The sequence below is a fragment of the Mesorhizobium sp. M0239 genome, assembly GCF_040321815.1.
Taxonomy (GTDB): domain Bacteria; phylum Pseudomonadota; class Alphaproteobacteria; order Rhizobiales; family Rhizobiaceae; genus Mesorhizobium.
The window spans coordinates 87,690-104,840 of sequence record NZ_JAMYSG010000002.1; the positions used below are offsets into that span (position 1 = coordinate 87,690).

Genomic DNA, 17,151 nt, shown 5'->3' on the forward strand with positions numbered 1-17,151 from the left:
TGGCCCAACAATCGGGTCACCACTGCTGCGTTCCAGACAAGGAAATATGCTGAAAAGCCGGATGCTGTCTGACAGTATGCGCATGCGTTCATGTGGGCCGGTGGCAATTTCATACAAGGGCACGCGCATATGGTGAGTTCCTTTCGTGCGGTCGTGGTCGGTGGCGGCTGTGTGGGTGCCGGCATTCTCTACGGCCTGGCAAAGCGCGGCTGGACCGATGTGGCATTGTTGGAGCGAACGCAGCTTACGGCCGGGTCGACATGGCATGCCGCGGGGCTCATCCCCTCTTACGCGCGCAGCCGCAATGTCGGCCGCATGATCGCCAGGTCGATCGAAATCTATGAGGGGCTGGAGGCGGAGACGGGCCAGAACGTCGGCTGGCACAAATGCGGCCAGCTGCGCATTGCCAACACGCGCGACAGGCTGGACGAGTACAGAAGCTACATGGACGTTGCCGAGGTCCAGGGTGTGCGGGCCCGGATCGTATCGCCCGCGGAGGCGCGAGAGATCTGGCCGCTGCTCGACAACAACAGCATGCTGGGCGCCCTCTACCATCCCGATGACGGCCACATTGCACCCGCCGATGTCACCCAGGCCATGGCCAAGGGTGCACGCGACCTCGGCGCGAAGATCCATCTTGATACCGAGGTCGTGGGTTTCGAGCGGATGCCGAGCGGCGAGTGGAGGGTCAAGACCTCGCGCGGTGACATCGTTTGCGAACATGTCATCCTTGCGACCGGCAATTACGCACGCCAGACAGGCGCCATGCTGGGCCTGGACATTCCCGCGATCCCGATCCTGCATCAGTACTGGATCACCGAGTCGGTTCCCGAGGTGGTGGAACGCAAACGGCTTGGTCTTCCGGAGATGCCGATCCTCAGGGACGAGGGTTACGAGGGCTATCTGCGCGAAGAGGGGGACGGGCTGATGTTCGGCCCCTATGAGCGTACCGAGCAGCTCAAGCTGTTCGCCGAAAACGGCGTCCCGGAATGGTTCGGCGCCGATCTGCTCGATGAAGATTTCGACGCCGTTTCCTGGAACTGGGAGCGCGCGACCGAACTGGTCCCCGCACTAGGCCGCGCCGGCATCAAGCGGAATGTGCGAGGGCCTTTCCAGATGACGGCCGATGAACTGCCGCTGATGGGGCAGGCGTGGGGCCTGGAGAATGTCTGGCTCGCCGAAGGGGTGCCGGGGGGCATCCTTTGGGGCGGTGCGATTGGCTACTACCTCTCCGAACGGATCGTGGAGGGTGGCAACAGCATCGACACGGCGGAGCTGGATCCCCGTCGGTTCGGCCAATATGCCAACAAGAACTGGACCCGGGCAAAGGTCCGGGAAGCCTGGGGCACCCACGCCGCACAGCACTATCCAGGCCAGGACATGCCGGCGGCACGACCGCAGAAAACGGCCCCTTCCTATGACCGTCTAAGCCAGCTCGGCGCGGTGTGGGATGTGTTGAACGGCTGGGAGATGCCGAGCTGGTTTGCGCCTGCCGGTGTCGAAGCGCGCAACGTCTACAGCTGGCGCTGGACCCCCAAAGGGAACCACGTCGCCGCGGAGGTCCAGGCTGTCCGCCAGACCGCTGGCCTGGTCGAGATGACACCAATGACCAAGTTCGAGGTCAGCGGACCGGGCGCAAGGGACTGGCTCGAGGGAATCCTGGCCAACAGACTGCCGCGTCCCGGTCACGTCGCTCTTGCCCATCACCTGACGCCGGCCGGCGGCGTGCGGGCCGAGTATGTGGTGGCGCGGCTGCAGAGCGACCTGTTCTATCTCATATCGACGCCGCGCGCAGAGCGCTGTAACCTTGACGATCTCCGCCGGCTGTTGCCGAAGGACGGCAGCGTGCATCTGCGCAACGTCACGGAGGATCGCGGCAGCTTCACGGTGGTTGGGCCGAAGGCGCGCGACATATTGCAGCCGCTGACGGAAATAGATCTCTCCAACGAGGCCTTCCCCTGGTTCAGCGTGCAGTCCGGCACTGTCGGCATGGCCAGCGACGTGCGACTGCTGCGCGTCAACTATTCGGGCGAATTGGGATGGGAGCTCTATCATCCGCTCTGCTATCAGCGGCATTTGCTGGATGCGCTCCTGGCCTCGGGGGAGGCGCACGGACTGAGGCTGGTCGGACTTCAAGCGCTGGAATCGCTTCGTCTCGATAAATCCTACCGCGCCATGTATCGCGACATGAATCTCGAACTGTCGGCCTGGGAGAGCGGCCTCGACCGATTCATGAGCCTCGACAAAGGGGACTTCATCGGCCGCGCGGCACTGGTCGCAAAACAGAAGCAGGGGGCGGCACGCCGGATCGCCACGCTGTCGATCGATACGGACGGTGCGAGCGCGTTCGCCTTCGAGGGCGTCTACCGCGAAGGCGAGCTCGTTGGCCACATCACCTCTGCGGGCTACTCCTACACTTTCGGTCACGACATCGCACTTGCGCTGTTGCCCCTGGAACTTGTGTCGCCCGGTATCGAGCTCGAGGTGTCCATCCTCGGCGAGCGCCGCGCGGCCAAGGTGATCGCGGACTCGCCCTATGATCCGGAAGGCGCCCGCGGGCGCATGTGAGGCATCCCGGAGTACAGTTTCCGGGTTATCGATGTCTCAAAACGTGCTGCAGGGCAAAACGCAAAAACCGCGCTCCATCAGGAACGCGGCTTTGCCAGATACGCATGGCGCTTCGCTACGCAAACACTTTGCGAAACTTATGGCACTTGTCGAAACTTACGGGCTCCGGTACGCGAGACCTGATCCGGAGCGCCGGGCGGATGAGATATGTCCGCCTCGCAGTCCGTTTTATAGGGACATCGTTACCGCGGAGTTATCGAGAGCTTAAGCAAATCTAAATTTGCATTTTTTCCACCGAAGGAAACCGGAAAAACCCGCCAAATCCAAGGGTTACGCTGGGTTACCCCTGAGAAAATTAATTATGCCGGAGAAATCGACGCCGCCATGTCCCTGGGCGTTGAACAAGGCATAGAGCTGGGCTGCTTCGGCACCAAGCGGCGTTACAGCACCCGCACTTTGCGCGGCTTCCTGGGACAATTTCAGGTCTTTCAGCATCAGTGCTGCTGCAAATCCTGGGTTGTAGTCCCTGTTTGCGGGCGAAGTCGGCACCGGGCCGGGCACCGGGCAATAGGTGGTCAAGGACCAGCATTGCCCCGACGAGGTTGAGGCGACGTCGAACAGCGCCTGGTGTGACAGGCCGAGCTTTTCCGCCAGCACGAAGGCTTCGGCGACACCGATCATCGAAATGCCGAGGATCATGTTGTTGCAGATCTTTGCCGCCTGGCCGGCGCCGTCGCCGCCGCAATGGACGATGCGGCCGGCCATCGGCTTCAGGATCGGCTCCGCGGTTGCAAAGGCGTCATCGGAGCCTCCGGCCATGAAGGTCAGCGTGCCGGCTGCGGCACCGCCGGTGCCGCCTGAGACGGGCGCATCGATGGATAGCAGGCCGTGTTTGGCGGCTATGGCGTGCACCTTGCGCGCCGACTCCACATCGATGGTGGAGGAATCGATGAACAGCGCCCCCTTTTTCGCCTTGGGCGCGATGTCTTCATAGACTGACAGCACATGCTTGCCGGCAGGCAGCATGGTGATCACCACGTCGGCATCCTTCACCGCAGCCGGCCCGTTGGCCATGATGACGACGCCATGCTCGCGCGCGACGGTCAAATTCTCGGGCATCAAGTCGAAGCCATGCACTTGGTGCCCGGCCTTGACCAGATTGGCGGCCATTGGATTGCCCATGTTGCCGAGGCCGATGAAGGCGATCGTCGTCATTGTCTCTCTCCCGATTTTGTAACGTCAGCGACCGATCAGCGCCCGCGCGATGATGACGCGCATGATCTCGTTCGTGCCTTCGAGGATCTGGTGTACCCGCAGGTCCCGCACCAGCTTCTCGATGCCGTAGTCGTGCAGGTAGCCGTAGCCGCCGAGCAGTTGCAGTGCGTCGTTGGCGACATTGAAGCCGGTGTCGGTGACGAAGCGCTTGGCCATCGCCGACCATTTGCCGGCATCCGGCGCCTTGCTGTCGAGCTTCGAGGCGGCGGTATAAAGGAAAATACGCGCCGCCTGCAGCTCGGTCTCCATGTCGGCCAGCCTGAACTGCAGCGCCTGGAACTGATTGATCTTCGAGCCGAAGGCCTTGCGCTCGGCGGTGTAGGAAAGCGCCTTGTCGAGCGCCGACTGCGCGCCGCCCAGCGAACAGGCTGATATGTTCAGCCGGCCGCCGTCGAGCCCGGCCATGGCGATGCCGAAGCCCGCGCCTTCGCCGGACAAAAGGTTTTCCGCCGGCACCTTGCAATCCTCGAAAATCACCTGGCGGGTCGACTGCATGTGCCAGCCCATCTTGTGCTCGTTGGCGCCGAAGGAGAGGCCTGGCGCGTCTTTCGGCACGATGATGGTGGAAATGCCTTTCGGCCCCTCGGCACCGGTGCGCACCATGACGGCGTAGACATCGCTGTCGCCAGCGCCGGAGATGAACTGCTTGGTGCCGTTGAGGACATAGTCGTCGCCGCTCCTGACCGCACGGGTCTTGAGCGCCGCGGCATCGGAGCCGGAGCCGGGCTCGGTCAGGCAGTAGCTCGCCAGCCATTCCATCGACGTGAGCTTGGGCAGGAAGAGCTGGCGCTGCTCGTCATTGCCGAAACGGTCGATCATCGAGGCCACCATGTTGTGGATCGAGATGAAGGACGAGAAGGCCGGATCGGCGTGCGCAAGCGCCTCGAAGATCAGTACGGCATCGAGCCGGCCGAGCGCGGAACCACCGACGTCATCGCTGATATAGATGCCGCCAAGGCCGAGCGGCCCGGTCTCGCGGATCACGTCGGCCGGGAAATGCTTGTTGCGGTCCCAGTCTAACGCATTCGGCGCGACACGGTCTGCGGCGAAGGCCTGCGCCATCTCCTGGATGGCGCGCTGCTCCTCGTTAAGTTCGAACTGGCTGGTGCTCGCATCGACCGCGGCGTCCATGGCGTGCTCCCTAATCTTCGACCTGTTGGCCTGTCGTTTTTGGCTTTGCGCGCGCACCAATCTAGACCAATGATGCCGCCGCGCAACCCGAGCCTATCAACCGGCCATTTGGGGAGCGGCTGTGCATCAATGCATGTCCGGAGCACAATGTGACGACAAAATTCGATGAACTGCTGGGCCGGTTCCACGCATACCTTGCGTCCGTGGATCACGCCTTGGTGCGCGAAGCCGTGGCGCGCATTGGCTGGGGCATGCCGGCCCGCACGCTGGAGCCACATCCGCTTGCCTGCCAGCGCCATCTTGATCGCGCCGCCGAACTGGCGCCGTCGGATGCCAAGCCGCTGGTGCAACTGCTTGCCGAGCGTCGGAATGATTTCCGCTGGGGGCAGACCTACAGCGAGGCGGATTTCGGAAAAGAGTTCATCGACAATTACGGCTGGCTGGAAGTGTTCGGCAACCGAGGCCACTTCGCCAATGACGCGGTCGCCGCCGGCGTGCTGATCCTTGGGCCTGATATCGTCTATCCCGACCACCATCACATTGCCGAGGAAATCTACATTCCGCTGACCGGCGGTACCGAATGGCGCATGGGCGAGAGCGGCTTTTGCATGCGCACGGCCGGCGAGGTCGTCCACCACGCGTCCAACGTCAATCACGCCATGCGCACCGGCAAGGACCCATTGCTGGCGCTCTACATCTGGCGCGGCGGGCCGCTGGCGCAGAAATCCGATATTACCGGAACCGTGGCGCAGGGCAGGGGCTGATGGCCAAAGCGATCATGCTGCAAGGCACGGGTTCGGATGTCGGCAAGACGGTGCTGGTCGCCGGCCTCTGCCGGGCGGCAAAAAAGCGTGGGCTGAAGGTGCGGCCATTCAAGCCGCAGAACATGTCGAACAACGCCGCCGTCGCCGACATTCCGGGCGACAACAATCATGGCGGCGGCGAGATCGGCCGCGCGCAATGGCTGCAGGCGATCGCTTGCGGTGTTGCGCCATCGGTTCACATGAACCCGGTGCTGCTCAAGCCGCAGACCGATGTCGGCGCGCAGGTCATCGTGCAGGGCAAAATGTTCGGCGAAGCGCGGGCGCGCGACTACCAGGCGATGAAGGGCCGGCTGATGGATGCCGTGCTGGACTCCTGGGGCAAGGTCGGCGAGGGCGCCGATCTGGTCATCGTAGAGGGCGCCGGTTCGCCGGCCGAGATCAACCTGCGCAGCCGCGACATCGCCAATATGGGCTTTGCCACGCGCGCCGACGTGCCCGTGGTGCTGGTCGGCGACATCGATCGCGGCGGCGTCATCGCTTCGGTCGTCGGCACGCATCTGATCCTGCCGGAAGAGGACCGGCGCATGATCGTCGGCTACCTCATCAACAAGTTTCGCGGCGACGTTTCGCTGTTCGACGACGGTCTGAAGTCGATCGAGACATTCACGGGATGGCGCTGTTTCGGTGTCGTGCCGTGGCTGAAGGCGGCGGCACGCCTGCCTTCGGAAGATTCGGTGGTGCTGGAACGGCTGGCATCCGGCGAAGCGCGCGCGCTGAAGGTGGCGGTGCCGATGCTTGGCCGCATCGCCAATTTCGACGATCTCGACCCGCTCAAGGCCGAACCGCAGGTCGAGGTGGTGTTCGTGCCGCCGGGAAGGCCGCTGCCGGCCGATGCCGGACTGGTGGTCATTCCGGGCTCCAAGTCGACCATCGGCGATCTCCTGAAATTCCGCGAGAACGGCTGGGATCGCGACTTGCTGGCCCATCGCAAGCGCGGCGGCCATGTCGTCGGCATTTGCGGTGGTTTCCAGATGCTCGGCCGTGCTGTCCGCGATCCCGACGGCGTCGAGGGCAGCGTCACCGAAGCCGAAGGGCTAGGCCTGCTCGACGTCGAAACGGTGATGGAACCGGAAAAGACGGTGCGCAATATCAGCGCCCGTTCGGTGCAATTCGACCTGCCGCTCGAAGGCTACGAAATCCATCTCGGCCGCACCACCGGACCGGATACGCTGCGGCCGTCGGCAATCATCAATGGCATCGAGGATGGGGCGGTGTCGGCCGACGGCAAGGTGTTGGGTACTTATATGCATGGCCTGTTTGGCGCCGATGGCTTTCGCGCTGCCTACCTTGCGAGCCTTGGCGTCAGCGGCGGCGGCGTCGATTATCGCGCCGAGGTCGAGAAAGCGCTGGACGAGATCGCGGCCGAGCTGGAGACTAATCTCGACTGTGACGCGATTTTTGGGTTGGCTCGATAGATCCCCGTTGGCGAACCACCTTGGCAATTAGCGATAAACGCCGATCACGTCGTCATCCACGGGCGGAGCAAGGAGCGTAGCGACGCGGCGCAGACCCGAGGATCCATGCCGCAACTTCGAAGCGTTGCTTCGGTGCAGAATTCTGCACCGCTGCACTCTACGACTGAGGTCGCGGCATGGATCCTAGAGTCTCCGCGACGGAGCTTCGCTCCTGCTTCGCCCTAGGATGACGAAGTTGAGGACGCCTCGGTCAATCCCCAGCCAGCAGCGCAATAACTCAGGCCTTCTCGCCAGCCTTCGGCCAGTAGGTGCCAAACGACCAGACATTGCCTTCCGGGTCGCGGCAGATGAACTCGCGGCTGCCATAGTCGCGGTTGGTCAATTCCTGGATGATTGTGGCGCCGGCCTTCTTGGCCTTGGCATAGGCGGCATCGGCATCATCGACTGCAATGTAGATCGACTTGCCGCCGCCTGAGCCGGGCTCGCCGACCATCTTGCCGTAGTCGTCGTCGCGCACCGTGCCCAGCATGATCATTGAGGAGCCGAAGACCAGTTCGGCATGGTGCACGACATCGCCTTCGCCATAGCGGGCCCGGACGCTGAAGCCGAAAGCTTCGCCCAGCCAGTCGATCATTCTTGCCGCGTTCTTGTAGCGCAAAGCGGGATAGAGGCGGGGCGTTTCAGTGGTGGTTGGCATGGGAACCTCCTTCATTTGGGTTGGTCGACAACCCACCCTGCTCAAAGGCCGTTCCGGCGTCTTGAAGAAATGTTACCTGACAGAGAGCGCGGTCGGCGTTTCGCCGGCGAGGTCGCGAAACTCGCGCACCAGATGCGCCTGGTCGGCATAGCCGCAATCGGCGGCGATATCCGCCCAGTCGGCTGCCGGCTGTCTCGACAGGCCGAGCGCCCGGTTGAAGCGGACGATGCGCGACAGCGTCTTGGGGCCGATGCCGATGGCGTTGGAAAAACTGCCGGCGAGATGTTTGCGGCTCCAGCCCAGTCTTTCGGCGATCGATGCAATGCGGGTCCGGCCGCCGGATGTGATGATGCGGTCATAGGCCCAGGCGATTTCGAGCGGCGTTTCCGCGGCGTTCTCGAGACGGGCGGTGACGAAGGCTTCGGCCACGTCGAAACGCGTGGCCCAGTCCGGCGCGTTGCCAAGCCGTTCACGCAGCGCCATGCCTTGCGCGCCAAGCACGTCGTCGAGGGCGACCATGCTGTCAGCCAGCTCGCTCATCGGCAGGCGGAAGAAACGGCGTGCGCCAAGCGGCGTGAAGTTGACCTGGACGCAGCAGGCGCCGCCGAAGGATTCGATCACCACCGGTCCGGCATAGAGACCGGCGGCGAAACTGGCGAAGCGGTCATTGTCGCCGGGCGCCTTGCCGAGGCCGATGGCGAAGGGTTCGGCGAAGCTGATGACCAGCGGTACGGTGAGCGACGCGTATTCGACGTTGCGCATATGGCCGGGCGCCATTTCGCGATAGCCGCAAATGTCTGACACAATGCCCTCAAGTCGAGGGTCGGGCAGGCGCCGGCGCATCTCGAACCGCCCGGCGACGGATCGGTCCTGCTCTTGCTGGGGTTGCATATCGACGGGCATTGGCCATCCTTGCGCCAAGTCAAATCTAGCAGACTCGAGGCCGGAATCAAAAGCGCCCGGTTTTTGGCCGGGCGCTCCTCGTCCCCACTTCAAGGGAAATGGTCAGGCGCCGCGCATCAAGCAGCCGCCGGCAAGCACGATGAAAGCAATAAGTACGATCCACACCGATGCGAGTGGAATGAATGCAAGAACGCCAAGCGCGGCGAGGACGCCGATGATGGCGATAACAACGGAGATGATAAAAACGATCTGGGTAGGTGCGCTAAGATTCATGTCTGCCTCTCCAACATGATTCGAACAGCGGCATTCTATCAGGGCGCGTGATCACACACCAATCAAGGCGCGCAGTGGGTTCGCCGGGTCGGCCAGCAGCTTCACAGCAAGCGCCAGGCACACGATTACCAGCAGCGGCTTGATCAGTTTCGCGCCGATGCGCATGGCCAGGCTGGCGCCGACGCGGGCGCCGAGGAACTGGGCAACGCCCATCATCAGGCCGATCTTCCAGTAGACGACGCCGAAGGCCGCGAAGACGATGAAGCCGCCGATGTTGGAGGCGAAGTTGAGCAGCTTGGTATGCGCCGTCGCCTTGAGCACGCCATAGCCGGCGAGCGCCACGAAGGCCAGCATGTAGAAGGAGCCTGCGCCCGGTCCAAACAGGCCATCGTAGAAGCCGATGGCGGGCACAAGGATCAGTCCGAACAGGAAGGGCGACAGCCGCTCGGCGCGGTCGATGTCGTTCATGTTGGGCTTAAACGCGAAGTAGAGCGCGATGGCGATCAGCACGATAGGCAGGGCAGCACGCAGAATGTCACCCGGCACGATCGTTGCCAGCAAGGCGCCGATGGCGCTTCCGACAAGGGCCAGAAGCGCCGACGGCAATTGCCGGCGCAGATCGACATGACCCTTCGATGCGTAGTGGATGGTCGCCGAGCCCGAGCCGAACATGCCTTGCAGTTTGTTGGTGGCGAGCGCCTGGACCGGTGTGAAGCCGGCAAGCAGCAGCGCCGGCACCGTGATCAGCCCGCCACCGCCGGCGATCGAATCGACAAAACCCGCGGCAAAGGCGGCGAAGGCGAGCATGGCGACGGTCTGGATGCTAAGGTCGATCATCTGATGTATGGGGGTATCCGGCCGGCTGAAATATCGGGCGTTCGACCACGGCCACCCTGTTTGCGCAAGGTCGATTCCGCGCTACCTCTATCCAAGCGCATCGCGCTTGGATTTGTATTTGTGTGGTTAACCCGGAAAGAGGCTCCTGATGGCATTCGCATTGCTGGACCAGATACGTCAAATATTCGACGGCGACCCGGGTGTGCGCAAGGTGGCGGACGATCCGGTCCTGTCGGCGGAACTGCTGATGTTGTTTCGCATGATCCTGGCCGACGGGTCTGTCAGCGAGAGCGAGATGGTTGCCTTCCGGCGCATCTGCAAGGACGCCTTCGGCATTGCGGAAAGCAGTATCGACAGCGTCATCGAATATCTCAACGAGTTCGGCTACGAGACCAATGGTTCGCAGGCGATCGCACTGTTCCGCGACCTCGATGTCGAGCGGCGCCGGCAATTGGCCAAACATATGGCGGAGATTGCCAAGGCGGATTCGCAACTGGCCGAGAGCGAGATACGCCTGCTGCGCCGCACGCTCGACCTGCTCGATATCAGCCCGGTCGATGTGGTGAAGCCGCAGGAGTGATTGGGCCGCCTTCTCTCCTGATCAGCCTTGCTCTCGCAGCCGCTTCGCGATTGCCCGGTGCAAGTCAGGGGCGGCGGTGACAAGCGCCTTGGCAGCCTCGGATTGCGGGTGGTCGAGCACCTCGCTCGTCTTGCCGCGCTCGACAACCTTGCCGTCATGCATGACCAGCACCTCGTCCGTGATGGCGCGCGCGACGGTCAGGTCGTGGGTGATGAAGAGGTAGGCGATGCCGAGCTTCTGGTTGAGTTCGGCGAACAGATCGAGGATCTGGGCGCGGATCGAGACATCGAGCGCCGAGACCGGCTCGTCGGCGACGACCAGCTTGGGGCGGGTGATGATGGCGCGGGCGATCGACAGGCGCTGGCGCTGGCCGCCGGAAAATTCGTGCGGGTATTTGTCCATGTCGCTGATGCCGAGACCGACTTCGTGCAGCGCATGCGCCACCATCTCGCGGCGTTCGGCGCGCGTCGGCTTTTTCTCCAGCACATGCAGGGGTTCGGCGATCAGTTTTTCGACTTTCTGGCGCGGGTCGAAGGAACCGTAGGGATCCTGGAAGACGACCTGCATGTTACGTCGCGCCGGCTTCAGCTCGGCTTCGCTCTTGCCGGTGACGGTCTCGCCTCGGAACCGGATCGTGCCCGAGCTTGGCTGGTCCAGCGCCAGGATCATGCGGGCGAGCGTTGACTTGCCGCAACCGGAGCGGCCGACCAGCGCCACTGACTGACCCGGCGCCATCGACAGGGAGACATCGTCGACGGCTCGGATACCAGGCGCGCGTTTGAACAATGAGGTGCGTCGGCCGGGATAGTCGCGGGTCACGCTTTCGACCTGAAGCAAAGGTTGGCCCGTCTCGATGTCATGCGGCCTGGCGCGCGCCGGCACATGCATCGAGGCCTGCGCCAGCTGGCGCGTGTAGGGGTGGGTCTGTTCGGACAGCGTGCGCGCCGTGTCGCCGGCCTCCATCACCTCGCCATGGCGCAGGATGGTGATGCGGTCGGCCATCTCGGTCACCACGGCGAGGTCATGCGAGATCAGGAGCAGGCCCATGCGGCTTTCGGCGACGAGGTCGCGCAACAGGTCGAGGATCTGTGCCTGCAGCACCACGTCGAGCGCCGTCGTCGGTTCGTCGGCGATCAGCAGCTTCGGCTTCAGCGCGCAGGCGATGGCGATGACGACGCGCTGGCGCTGGCCGCCGGACAGTTCGTGCGGAAAGCGCGCCATCGGGAATTTCGCCTCGGGCAAGCCGACGCGGTCGAGCATCTTTCGCGCCCGGTCTTCGGCTTCGGCGCGGTTGGCCTTGGTGTGCCAGCGGATGCCTTCGGCGACTTGTTCGCCGATGGTCTTGACCGGGTTAAGCGCGGTCATCGGCTCCTGAAACACCATGCCGATGTCGTCGCCGCGCAGCGCACACATCTGGTCCTCGGTTGCTGCCAGGATGTCGATACCGTCGAATGTGACGCGTCCGGTGGCGCGCGCGGCATGGGGCAGAAGCTGCATCACCGTCAGCGCGGTCATCGATTTGCCCGAACCGGATTCGCCGACCAGCCCCATTACCTCACCGGGCGCGACGGAAAGCTCCATACCCCTGAGGATCTGCGTGTCGCCGATAGTCAGCGACAGGTTCTCAATGTCGAGCAGGCTCATCGCTGCCGCCGCGATTTCGGATCGAGGATGTCGGCAATGCCGTCGCCCAGCAGGTTCAGTCCCAGCACGGCGACGACGATCGCCATGCCCGGAAAGATCGCCATCCATGGCGCCACCACCATGCGGGTCTGCGCGTCGAACAGCATGCGGCCCCAGCTCGGCATCGGCGGCTGGGCACCCAGGCCCAGATAGGAAAGCCCGGCCTCGGCCAGGATGCCCAGCGCGAACTGGATGGTGCCCTGCACCAGGAGCAGCGTGGCGATGTTGGGCAGCACATGTTCGATTGTGATCTGCGTGCTGCTCTTGCCGGCGGCGCGCGCGGCCAGAATGAACTCGCGCGGCCAGATCGCCAGCGCGCCGGCGCGGGCGACACGGGCAAAGACCGGAATGTTGAAGATGCCGATGGCGATGATGGCGTTGATCGCGCCCGGCCCGAAGATGGCGGTGATCATGATCGCCGACAGCAAAGCCGGGAAGGCGAAGACGAGATCGTTCAGCCGCATCAGTGCCTCGTCGACGAGGCCGCCGCGTGCCGCGGCAAAGGCGCCGAGCGGCACGCCGACCCCCATGCCGATGCCAACCGCGACCAGCGCCACGGCAATCGAATTGCGGGCGCCGACCATGACCATCGACAGGATGTCGCGGCCGAAATGATCGGTGCCGAACCAGTGCGTCAGAGAGGGGGCTTGCGTCTTGTCCGATATCACCAGTTTGGTGACGTCGTAGGGCGTCCACGCATAGGAGACGATTGCCATTGCCAGGATCAGCAGGGTGATGACGAAACCGGCCACGAAGGCGGTGTTCCTGAATGCCTTGGCCAGGATGCTGCCGAACGTCTCCTCTGGGATGTCGATGTGCAGTGTCATTGCCGGCTTCTCAGGCGCGGATCGACAACCGCATAGGAAAGATCGACGAGAAGGTTGACGGCGATGACGGCGGCGACCAGCAGCATGACGACGCTTTCGACGACGATCAGATCGCGCTGGGTGATCGCCTGGAATACCAGCCGGCCGAGGCCGGGCAGATAGAAAACATTCTCGATGATGATGGTGCCGGCAAGCAGGAAGGCGAATTGCAGGCCCAGAATGGTCAGGACCGGGATCATGGCGTTGCGCAGTGCATGCCGCCACAAGACTGCGCGATAGGGCAGGCCCTTGGCGCGGGCGGTGCGGATGTAGTCTTCGCTCAGCACCTCGATCAGCGCCGAGCGGGTGACGCGCGCCAGGATCGCGGCTTGCGGCAAGGCAAGTGCGACCGCCGGCAGCAGCAGCGATTTCAGGGCTGGCCAGACGCCGGCACTCCAGCCGGGAAACCCACCGGCCGGGACCAGCCGCAGCCAGACGGCGAACACATAGATCAGCATCAGCGCGAACCAGAAATTGGGCACGGCGACGCCAAGCTGTGCGGCACCCATCGAAATCGTATCACCGGCGCGTCCACGCCGGCTGGCGGAAAACAGGCCAACGGGAATCGCGATGATGGTGGAGAGCGCAAGTGCAATCAGCGCCAGCGGCAGCGAGACGGCAAGCCGCTCGCTCACCAGGTCGATGACCGGCACCGAATAGGTGTAGGAACGGCCGAAATCGAGGCTGAGCAGGCCGCCGGCCCAGTGCAGATAGCGCAAGGCCAGTGGCGCGTTGAGGCCCATCTGGTTGCGGAGAAGTTCGATCTGGTCGGCGCTTGCGTTCATGCCCAGCATCAGCCGTGCCGGATCGCCGGGCAGGATCTCCAGCACGGCGAACACCACCATGGAAGCCAGCAGCAGCGTGGCGATGGCGACGGCGATGCGTTTTAGGAGATAGGCGGTCATGGAAGCGGAGGCACTGTTATTTTGTCCACCGGGCAAAGGTTGCGTTCCCGCACACCCCCCTCTGTCCTGCCGGACATCTCCCCCGCAAGGGGGGAGATTGTGCTCTCATCGAGGCTTTCGCCAATCGTTGACGGTGCGCAGACCAAGAAGGTTGCAAAGGGTGCACCATCGGCCAAACTGCCGATCTCCCCCCTTGCGGGGGAGATGCCCGGCAGGGCAGAGGGGGGTGTGACGGAGCGCAAGTTCCGCCAGGCAGCCTGAGTCTTCAATCCGACCACTTCACCTTGGTCAAATCATTGGCCTGGATCGGCGCGTTTTCCCACAGCCCTTGCAGCTTGGCGTCCCAGACTCCGACCTTCGGCAATTCGTAGAGGAAGCCGACCACGGCGTCGTCGGCCAGGATCTTCTGCGCTTGCCCCAGCAATTCCTTGCGCTTGGCTTCGTCGGAGGTGACACCGAGGTCGGCAATCACCTTGTCGAAGGCCGGGTTGTCGTAGTTGAAATAATAGTCCTTGCGCGAATAGATATCGATGTCGTTGGGCTCGGTGTGGGAGACGATGGTCAGGTCGTAATCCTTCTTGGTGAACACCTGATCCAGCCACTGTGCCCATTCGACCGGGATGATTTCCAGATCGATGCCGACGTCGCGAAGTTGTGAGGCGATGATCTCGCCGCCGAGCCGCGCATAGGCGGGCGGCGGCAGTTTCAGCGTCGCCTTGAAGCCGTTCTCGAGGCCTGCCTCCTTCAGCAGTTCCTTGGCCTTGGCGACATCATGCGGGTAGCGGCCGGTGAGGTCGACATAGTCCTTGTTGGCCGGCGACATATGCGAGCCGATCGGCTGCCCGAGGCCGGCCGAGGCGCCGTCGATGATCGCCTTGCGGTCGAGCGCGTAGGAGATCGCCTGTCTTACCTGCAGCTTGTCGAAAGGCGGCTTCTTGTTGTTGATCGACAGGATGGTCTCACCCTCGGTCGCGCCGATCACAACCTTGAAGCGCGGGTCGTCCTTGACCTGGGCGACGCTGTCGGCATCGAAGAACGGGAAAGCCTGGATGTCGCCCGAGAGCAGCGCCGGCACATAGGCGGCTGCATCCGGCACGATGCGGAACTCGGCCTTGTCGAGGGACGCCGGCGTACCCCAGTAGTTATCCGATTTGACCAAGGTGATCGACGATCCCTTGGCCCAGCTCTGGAACTTGAACGGGCCGGTGCCGATCGGTTTCTCCTTGTTGGTATCGGCAGATTCCGGCGCCACGATTACCGCGTCGCCCCAGCCCATATTGTAGAGGAACGAGCCCTGCGGGTTTTTCAGCGTGACCTTGACGGTTGCCGGGTCGACCACGTCGACTTTGTCGATGGCGGCGAACAGGCCCTTTTGTGCGTTGACGGAATTTTCGGCGCGGGCTCGATCGAGCGAGAATTTCACGTCGCTGGCGTCGAAGTCGGTGCCGTCATGGAATTTCACGCCGGTGTGCAGCTTGAAGGTGTAGACCTTTCCATCATCGGAAATGGTCCAGCTTTCGGCCAGATCCGGCAGCACCTCGCCATTCGGCCCGATGCGCGTCAGGCCTTCGAACACATTGGCGTAGAGAACCTCGTCGATCGCCGCGGCCGCCCCGGCGGTCGGATCGAGATGCGGGGGTTCGAGCGCGATGCCGATGACCAGGTCGGTTCGCGCGGCAAACGCAGAGGTGCCGGCGGCCAGCGACAGCACCGCGGCCGCCAGAATGGTTTTCCACAGTTTCATCGTGCAACTCCCCATGCGTTCAGACACGTGCTCGAACCCGGGCGATAGAAGCGTGATTTCGCCACGGAGTAAATTGCGTTTCGTTCTGCCCATTGGCGTGGCCGGGAATCTTTTTGTCCTGGCGACCGCATCGGCAGGTCGAAGCTTGTCGCGGTGCGCACCTTATTCCGTGGCTGTGCCGCGCAGCAGCACGTTGAGCCCTATTGCCATCACCTTGGCCGATTCTACCATGTCCGATATGCCGACCCATTCGTCCGGCCGATGGGCGAGGTCGAGAATGCCCGGCCCATAGGCAATGCAATCATAGATATGGCCGATGCGGGCTATGTGCTTCTGGTCGTAGGTGCCGGGCGAAATGACGTAGTCGGGTTCGCGGTCGAAGATCGCCATTATGCCTTGCGCAACCGCCTTGACCACCGGGGCGTCGCGCTCGGTCATCAGCGGCAGCACTTCCATCAGGTCGCGGATTTCGTAGTCGAATTTTGTCCGCTCGCGCTTTAGCCGGTCGAGAATACCGGTCACTTCGCCTTTGACGGTGTCGAGATCTTCCTCCAGCAGGAAACGGCGGTCGATGGTCAGCCGGCAGGAGTCGGGCACGTTGGGCGACGGCAGGCCGGGCCGGAAGTCCTCGGTCTGGCCGCCATGGATCGAATTGATGTTCATGGTCGAGCGTTTTGCCCCTTCGGGCACGACCGGCATGCGCGTCATCTTGCGGTCGAGTGCGGGGAACAGCTCGTCCTCGAAAGCCCTCAGCACGGCGCCCATGTGACGTACGGCATTGTCGCCGAGAAACGGCATCGAGCCGTGCGCGATCTCGCCCTTGGTCTCGATCTCCGCCCACCAGACACCGCGATGACCGAGACAGATGCGGTCCTTGTTCAGCGGCTCGGGAATGATGACATGGTCGACCCTGGGCTTCGAGAAATAGCCGAGCCTGGCCAAATGGGCGACGCCGCCGAAACCACCGGACTCCTCGTCGACCGTGCCGGATATTTCGATGGCGCCGGGAAAATCGGGGAAGACTTCCAGGAAGGCTTCGGCTGCGACGATCGAGGCGGCAAGACCGCCCTTCATGTCGCAGGCGCCGCGGCCGTAGACCTTGCCGTCTTTGACGATGCCGGCAAAAGGATCGACGGTCCAGCCGTCGCCAGCTTCGACCACGTCGATGTGTGAGTTGAAGTGGACGCAGGCGCCTGACGATCTTCCGTCGAAACGGGCAACGACATTGACGCGCGGGTAGCGGTCGGTGTCGCCGGGCGTGCCTTCTGCGCGGATGAATTCGGTCTCGAAACCGCTCTTCTTCAGCCGCGCGCCGAGATATTCGGCGCATGGCCGATAGGCCTCGCCGGGTGGATTGATGGTCGGAAAACGGATCAGCTCAGTGGTCAGCGCGACGACATCGTCGCGCCTGTCATCGATTGCCCGGAGGAGTCGCTCGTTCATACCCAGA

General features: G+C 63.2%; 15 protein-coding genes. 4 read left to right on the top strand and 11 right to left on the bottom strand.

All coding sequences use genetic code 11. The features are described from left to right. The first annotated feature begins 129 nt into the window (after positions 1–129). The gene (locus NKI99_RS02070) at positions 130–2,568 is read left to right on the top strand and encodes a GcvT family protein (RefSeq protein ID WP_352609569.1); all 2,439 of its coding nucleotides are present in this window, start codon (positions 130–132) and stop codon (positions 2,566–2,568) included. Between the two features lie 330 nt (positions 2,569–2,898). On the opposite strand, the gene mmsB is transcribed toward NKI99_RS02070, so the two are convergent. Both mmsB and NKI99_RS02080 read right to left on the bottom strand, forming a co-directional pair. Further along, a complete protein-coding gene (mmsB, locus tag NKI99_RS02075) occupies positions 2,899–3,783 on the bottom strand; it encodes a 3-hydroxyisobutyrate dehydrogenase (RefSeq protein WP_352609570.1) in 885 nt (294 codons plus the stop codon). A 24-nt stretch (positions 3,784–3,807) separates the two neighbouring features. Beyond that, positions 3,808–4,974, bottom strand: a complete 1,167-nt coding sequence (locus tag NKI99_RS02080; protein WP_352609572.1) for an isobutyryl-CoA dehydrogenase — start codon at positions 4,972–4,974, stop codon at positions 3,808–3,810. Positions 4,975–5,123: 149 nt separating this feature from the next. Between NKI99_RS02080 and NKI99_RS02085 the strand changes: the two genes are divergently transcribed. Both NKI99_RS02085 and NKI99_RS02090 read left to right on the top strand, forming a co-directional pair. Further along, positions 5,124–5,738, top strand: coding sequence for a dimethylsulfonioproprionate lyase family protein (locus NKI99_RS02085; RefSeq protein ID WP_352609573.1), 615 nt, complete (start codon positions 5,124–5,126; stop codon positions 5,736–5,738). Continuing rightward, complete coding sequence (locus NKI99_RS02090) at positions 5,738–7,213, top strand: cobyric acid synthase (protein ID WP_023812277.1); 1,476 nt, start codon at positions 5,738–5,740, stop codon at positions 7,211–7,213. The genes NKI99_RS02085 and NKI99_RS02090 overlap by 1 nt, the downstream gene beginning before the upstream one ends. A 277-nt stretch (positions 7,214–7,490) precedes the next feature. Here NKI99_RS02090 and NKI99_RS02095 read toward each other — a convergent pair whose 3' ends face one another. The 4 genes from NKI99_RS02095 to NKI99_RS02110 form a co-directional block, all read right to left on the bottom strand. Then, positions 7,491–7,910 carry a VOC family protein gene (locus NKI99_RS02095; protein ID WP_023812276.1) on the bottom strand — a complete coding sequence of 140 codons (420 nt, stop codon included), beginning with the start codon at positions 7,908–7,910 and terminating at the stop codon, positions 7,491–7,493. 72 nt (positions 7,911–7,982) lie between these two features. Continuing rightward, a complete protein-coding gene (locus NKI99_RS02100; protein WP_023812275.1) occupies positions 7,983–8,813 on the bottom strand; it encodes a helix-turn-helix transcriptional regulator in 831 nt (276 codons plus the stop codon). A gap of 102 nt (positions 8,814–8,915) precedes the next feature. Next, positions 8,916–9,086 carry a hypothetical protein gene (locus NKI99_RS02105; RefSeq protein ID WP_023812274.1) on the bottom strand — a complete coding sequence of 57 codons (171 nt, stop codon included), beginning with the start codon at positions 9,084–9,086 and terminating at the stop codon, positions 8,916–8,918. 51 nt (positions 9,087–9,137) lie between these two features. Beyond that, positions 9,138–9,923 carry a TSUP family transporter gene (locus tag NKI99_RS02110; RefSeq protein ID WP_023812273.1) on the bottom strand — a complete coding sequence of 262 codons (786 nt, stop codon included), beginning with the start codon at positions 9,921–9,923 and terminating at the stop codon, positions 9,138–9,140. A 148-nt stretch (positions 9,924–10,071) separates the two neighbouring features. Between NKI99_RS02110 and NKI99_RS02115 the strand changes: the two genes are divergently transcribed. Continuing rightward, the gene (locus NKI99_RS02115) at positions 10,072–10,503 is read left to right on the top strand and encodes a TerB family tellurite resistance protein (protein ID WP_352609576.1); all 432 of its coding nucleotides are present in this window, start codon (positions 10,072–10,074) and stop codon (positions 10,501–10,503) included. A 21-nt stretch (positions 10,504–10,524) separates the two neighbouring features. Here the strand turns inward: NKI99_RS02115 and NKI99_RS02120 are convergent, their stop codons facing one another. The 5 genes from NKI99_RS02120 to NKI99_RS02140 form a co-directional block, all read right to left on the bottom strand. Further along, complete coding sequence (locus NKI99_RS02120; RefSeq protein WP_023812271.1) at positions 10,525–12,147, bottom strand: ABC transporter ATP-binding protein; 1,623 nt, start codon at positions 12,145–12,147, stop codon at positions 10,525–10,527. Beyond that, positions 12,144–13,013, bottom strand: a complete 870-nt coding sequence (locus NKI99_RS02125) for an ABC transporter permease (RefSeq protein WP_023812270.1) — start codon at positions 13,011–13,013, stop codon at positions 12,144–12,146. The genes NKI99_RS02120 and NKI99_RS02125 overlap by 4 nt, the downstream gene beginning before the upstream one ends. Further along, positions 13,010–13,957: an ABC transporter permease gene (locus NKI99_RS02130; RefSeq protein ID WP_023812269.1), complete on the bottom strand. Its 948-nt coding sequence runs from the start codon at positions 13,955–13,957 to the stop codon at positions 13,010–13,012. The genes NKI99_RS02125 and NKI99_RS02130 overlap by 4 nt, the downstream gene beginning before the upstream one ends. Before the next feature lie 265 nt (positions 13,958–14,222). Further along, on the bottom strand, positions 14,223–15,701 hold the full coding sequence (locus NKI99_RS02135) for an ABC transporter substrate-binding protein (RefSeq protein WP_023812268.1): 1,479 nt from the start codon (positions 15,699–15,701) through the stop codon (positions 14,223–14,225). A gap of 162 nt (positions 15,702–15,863) precedes the next feature. Further along, a complete protein-coding gene (locus NKI99_RS02140; protein ID WP_023812267.1) occupies positions 15,864–17,144 on the bottom strand; it encodes an acetylornithine deacetylase/succinyl-diaminopimelate desuccinylase family protein in 1,281 nt (426 codons plus the stop codon). Between the last annotated feature and the right edge of the window lie 7 nt (positions 17,145–17,151).

Excerpts from the sequence above, each read along its gene's own strand:
- NKI99_RS02070 (WP_352609569.1), top strand. The coding sequence starts at position 130 with ATGGTGAGTTCCTTTCGTGCGGTCGTGGTCGGTGGCGGCTGTGTGGGT.
- mmsB (WP_352609570.1), bottom strand. The coding sequence starts at position 3,783 with ATGACGACGATCGCCTTCATCGGCCTCGGCAACATGGGCAATCCAATG.
- NKI99_RS02080 (WP_352609572.1), bottom strand. The coding sequence starts at position 4,974 with ATGGACGCCGCGGTCGATGCGAGCACCAGCCAGTTCGAACTTAACGAG.
- NKI99_RS02090 (WP_023812277.1), top strand. The coding sequence starts at position 5,738 with ATGGCCAAAGCGATCATGCTGCAAGGCACGGGTTCGGATGTCGGCAAG.
- NKI99_RS02095 (WP_023812276.1), bottom strand. The coding sequence starts at position 7,910 with ATGCCAACCACCACTGAAACGCCCCGCCTCTATCCCGCTTTGCGCTAC.
- NKI99_RS02100 (WP_023812275.1), bottom strand. The coding sequence starts at position 8,813 with ATGCCCGTCGATATGCAACCCCAGCAAGAGCAGGACCGATCCGTCGCC.
- NKI99_RS02105 (WP_023812274.1), bottom strand. The coding sequence starts at position 9,086 with ATGAATCTTAGCGCACCTACCCAGATCGTTTTTATCATCTCCGTTGTT.
- NKI99_RS02110 (WP_023812273.1), bottom strand. The coding sequence starts at position 9,923 with ATGATCGACCTTAGCATCCAGACCGTCGCCATGCTCGCCTTCGCCGCC.
- NKI99_RS02115 (WP_352609576.1), top strand. The coding sequence starts at position 10,072 with ATGGCATTCGCATTGCTGGACCAGATACGTCAAATATTCGACGGCGAC.
- NKI99_RS02120 (WP_023812271.1), bottom strand. The coding sequence starts at position 12,147 with ATGAGCCTGCTCGACATTGAGAACCTGTCGCTGACTATCGGCGACACG.
- NKI99_RS02125 (WP_023812270.1), bottom strand. The coding sequence starts at position 13,013 with ATGACACTGCACATCGACATCCCAGAGGAGACGTTCGGCAGCATCCTG.
- NKI99_RS02130 (WP_023812269.1), bottom strand. The coding sequence starts at position 13,957 with ATGACCGCCTATCTCCTAAAACGCATCGCCGTCGCCATCGCCACGCTG.
- NKI99_RS02135 (WP_023812268.1), bottom strand. The coding sequence starts at position 15,701 with ATGAAACTGTGGAAAACCATTCTGGCGGCCGCGGTGCTGTCGCTGGCC.
- NKI99_RS02140 (WP_023812267.1), bottom strand. The coding sequence starts at position 17,144 with ATGAACGAGCGACTCCTCCGGGCAATCGATGACAGGCGCGACGATGTC.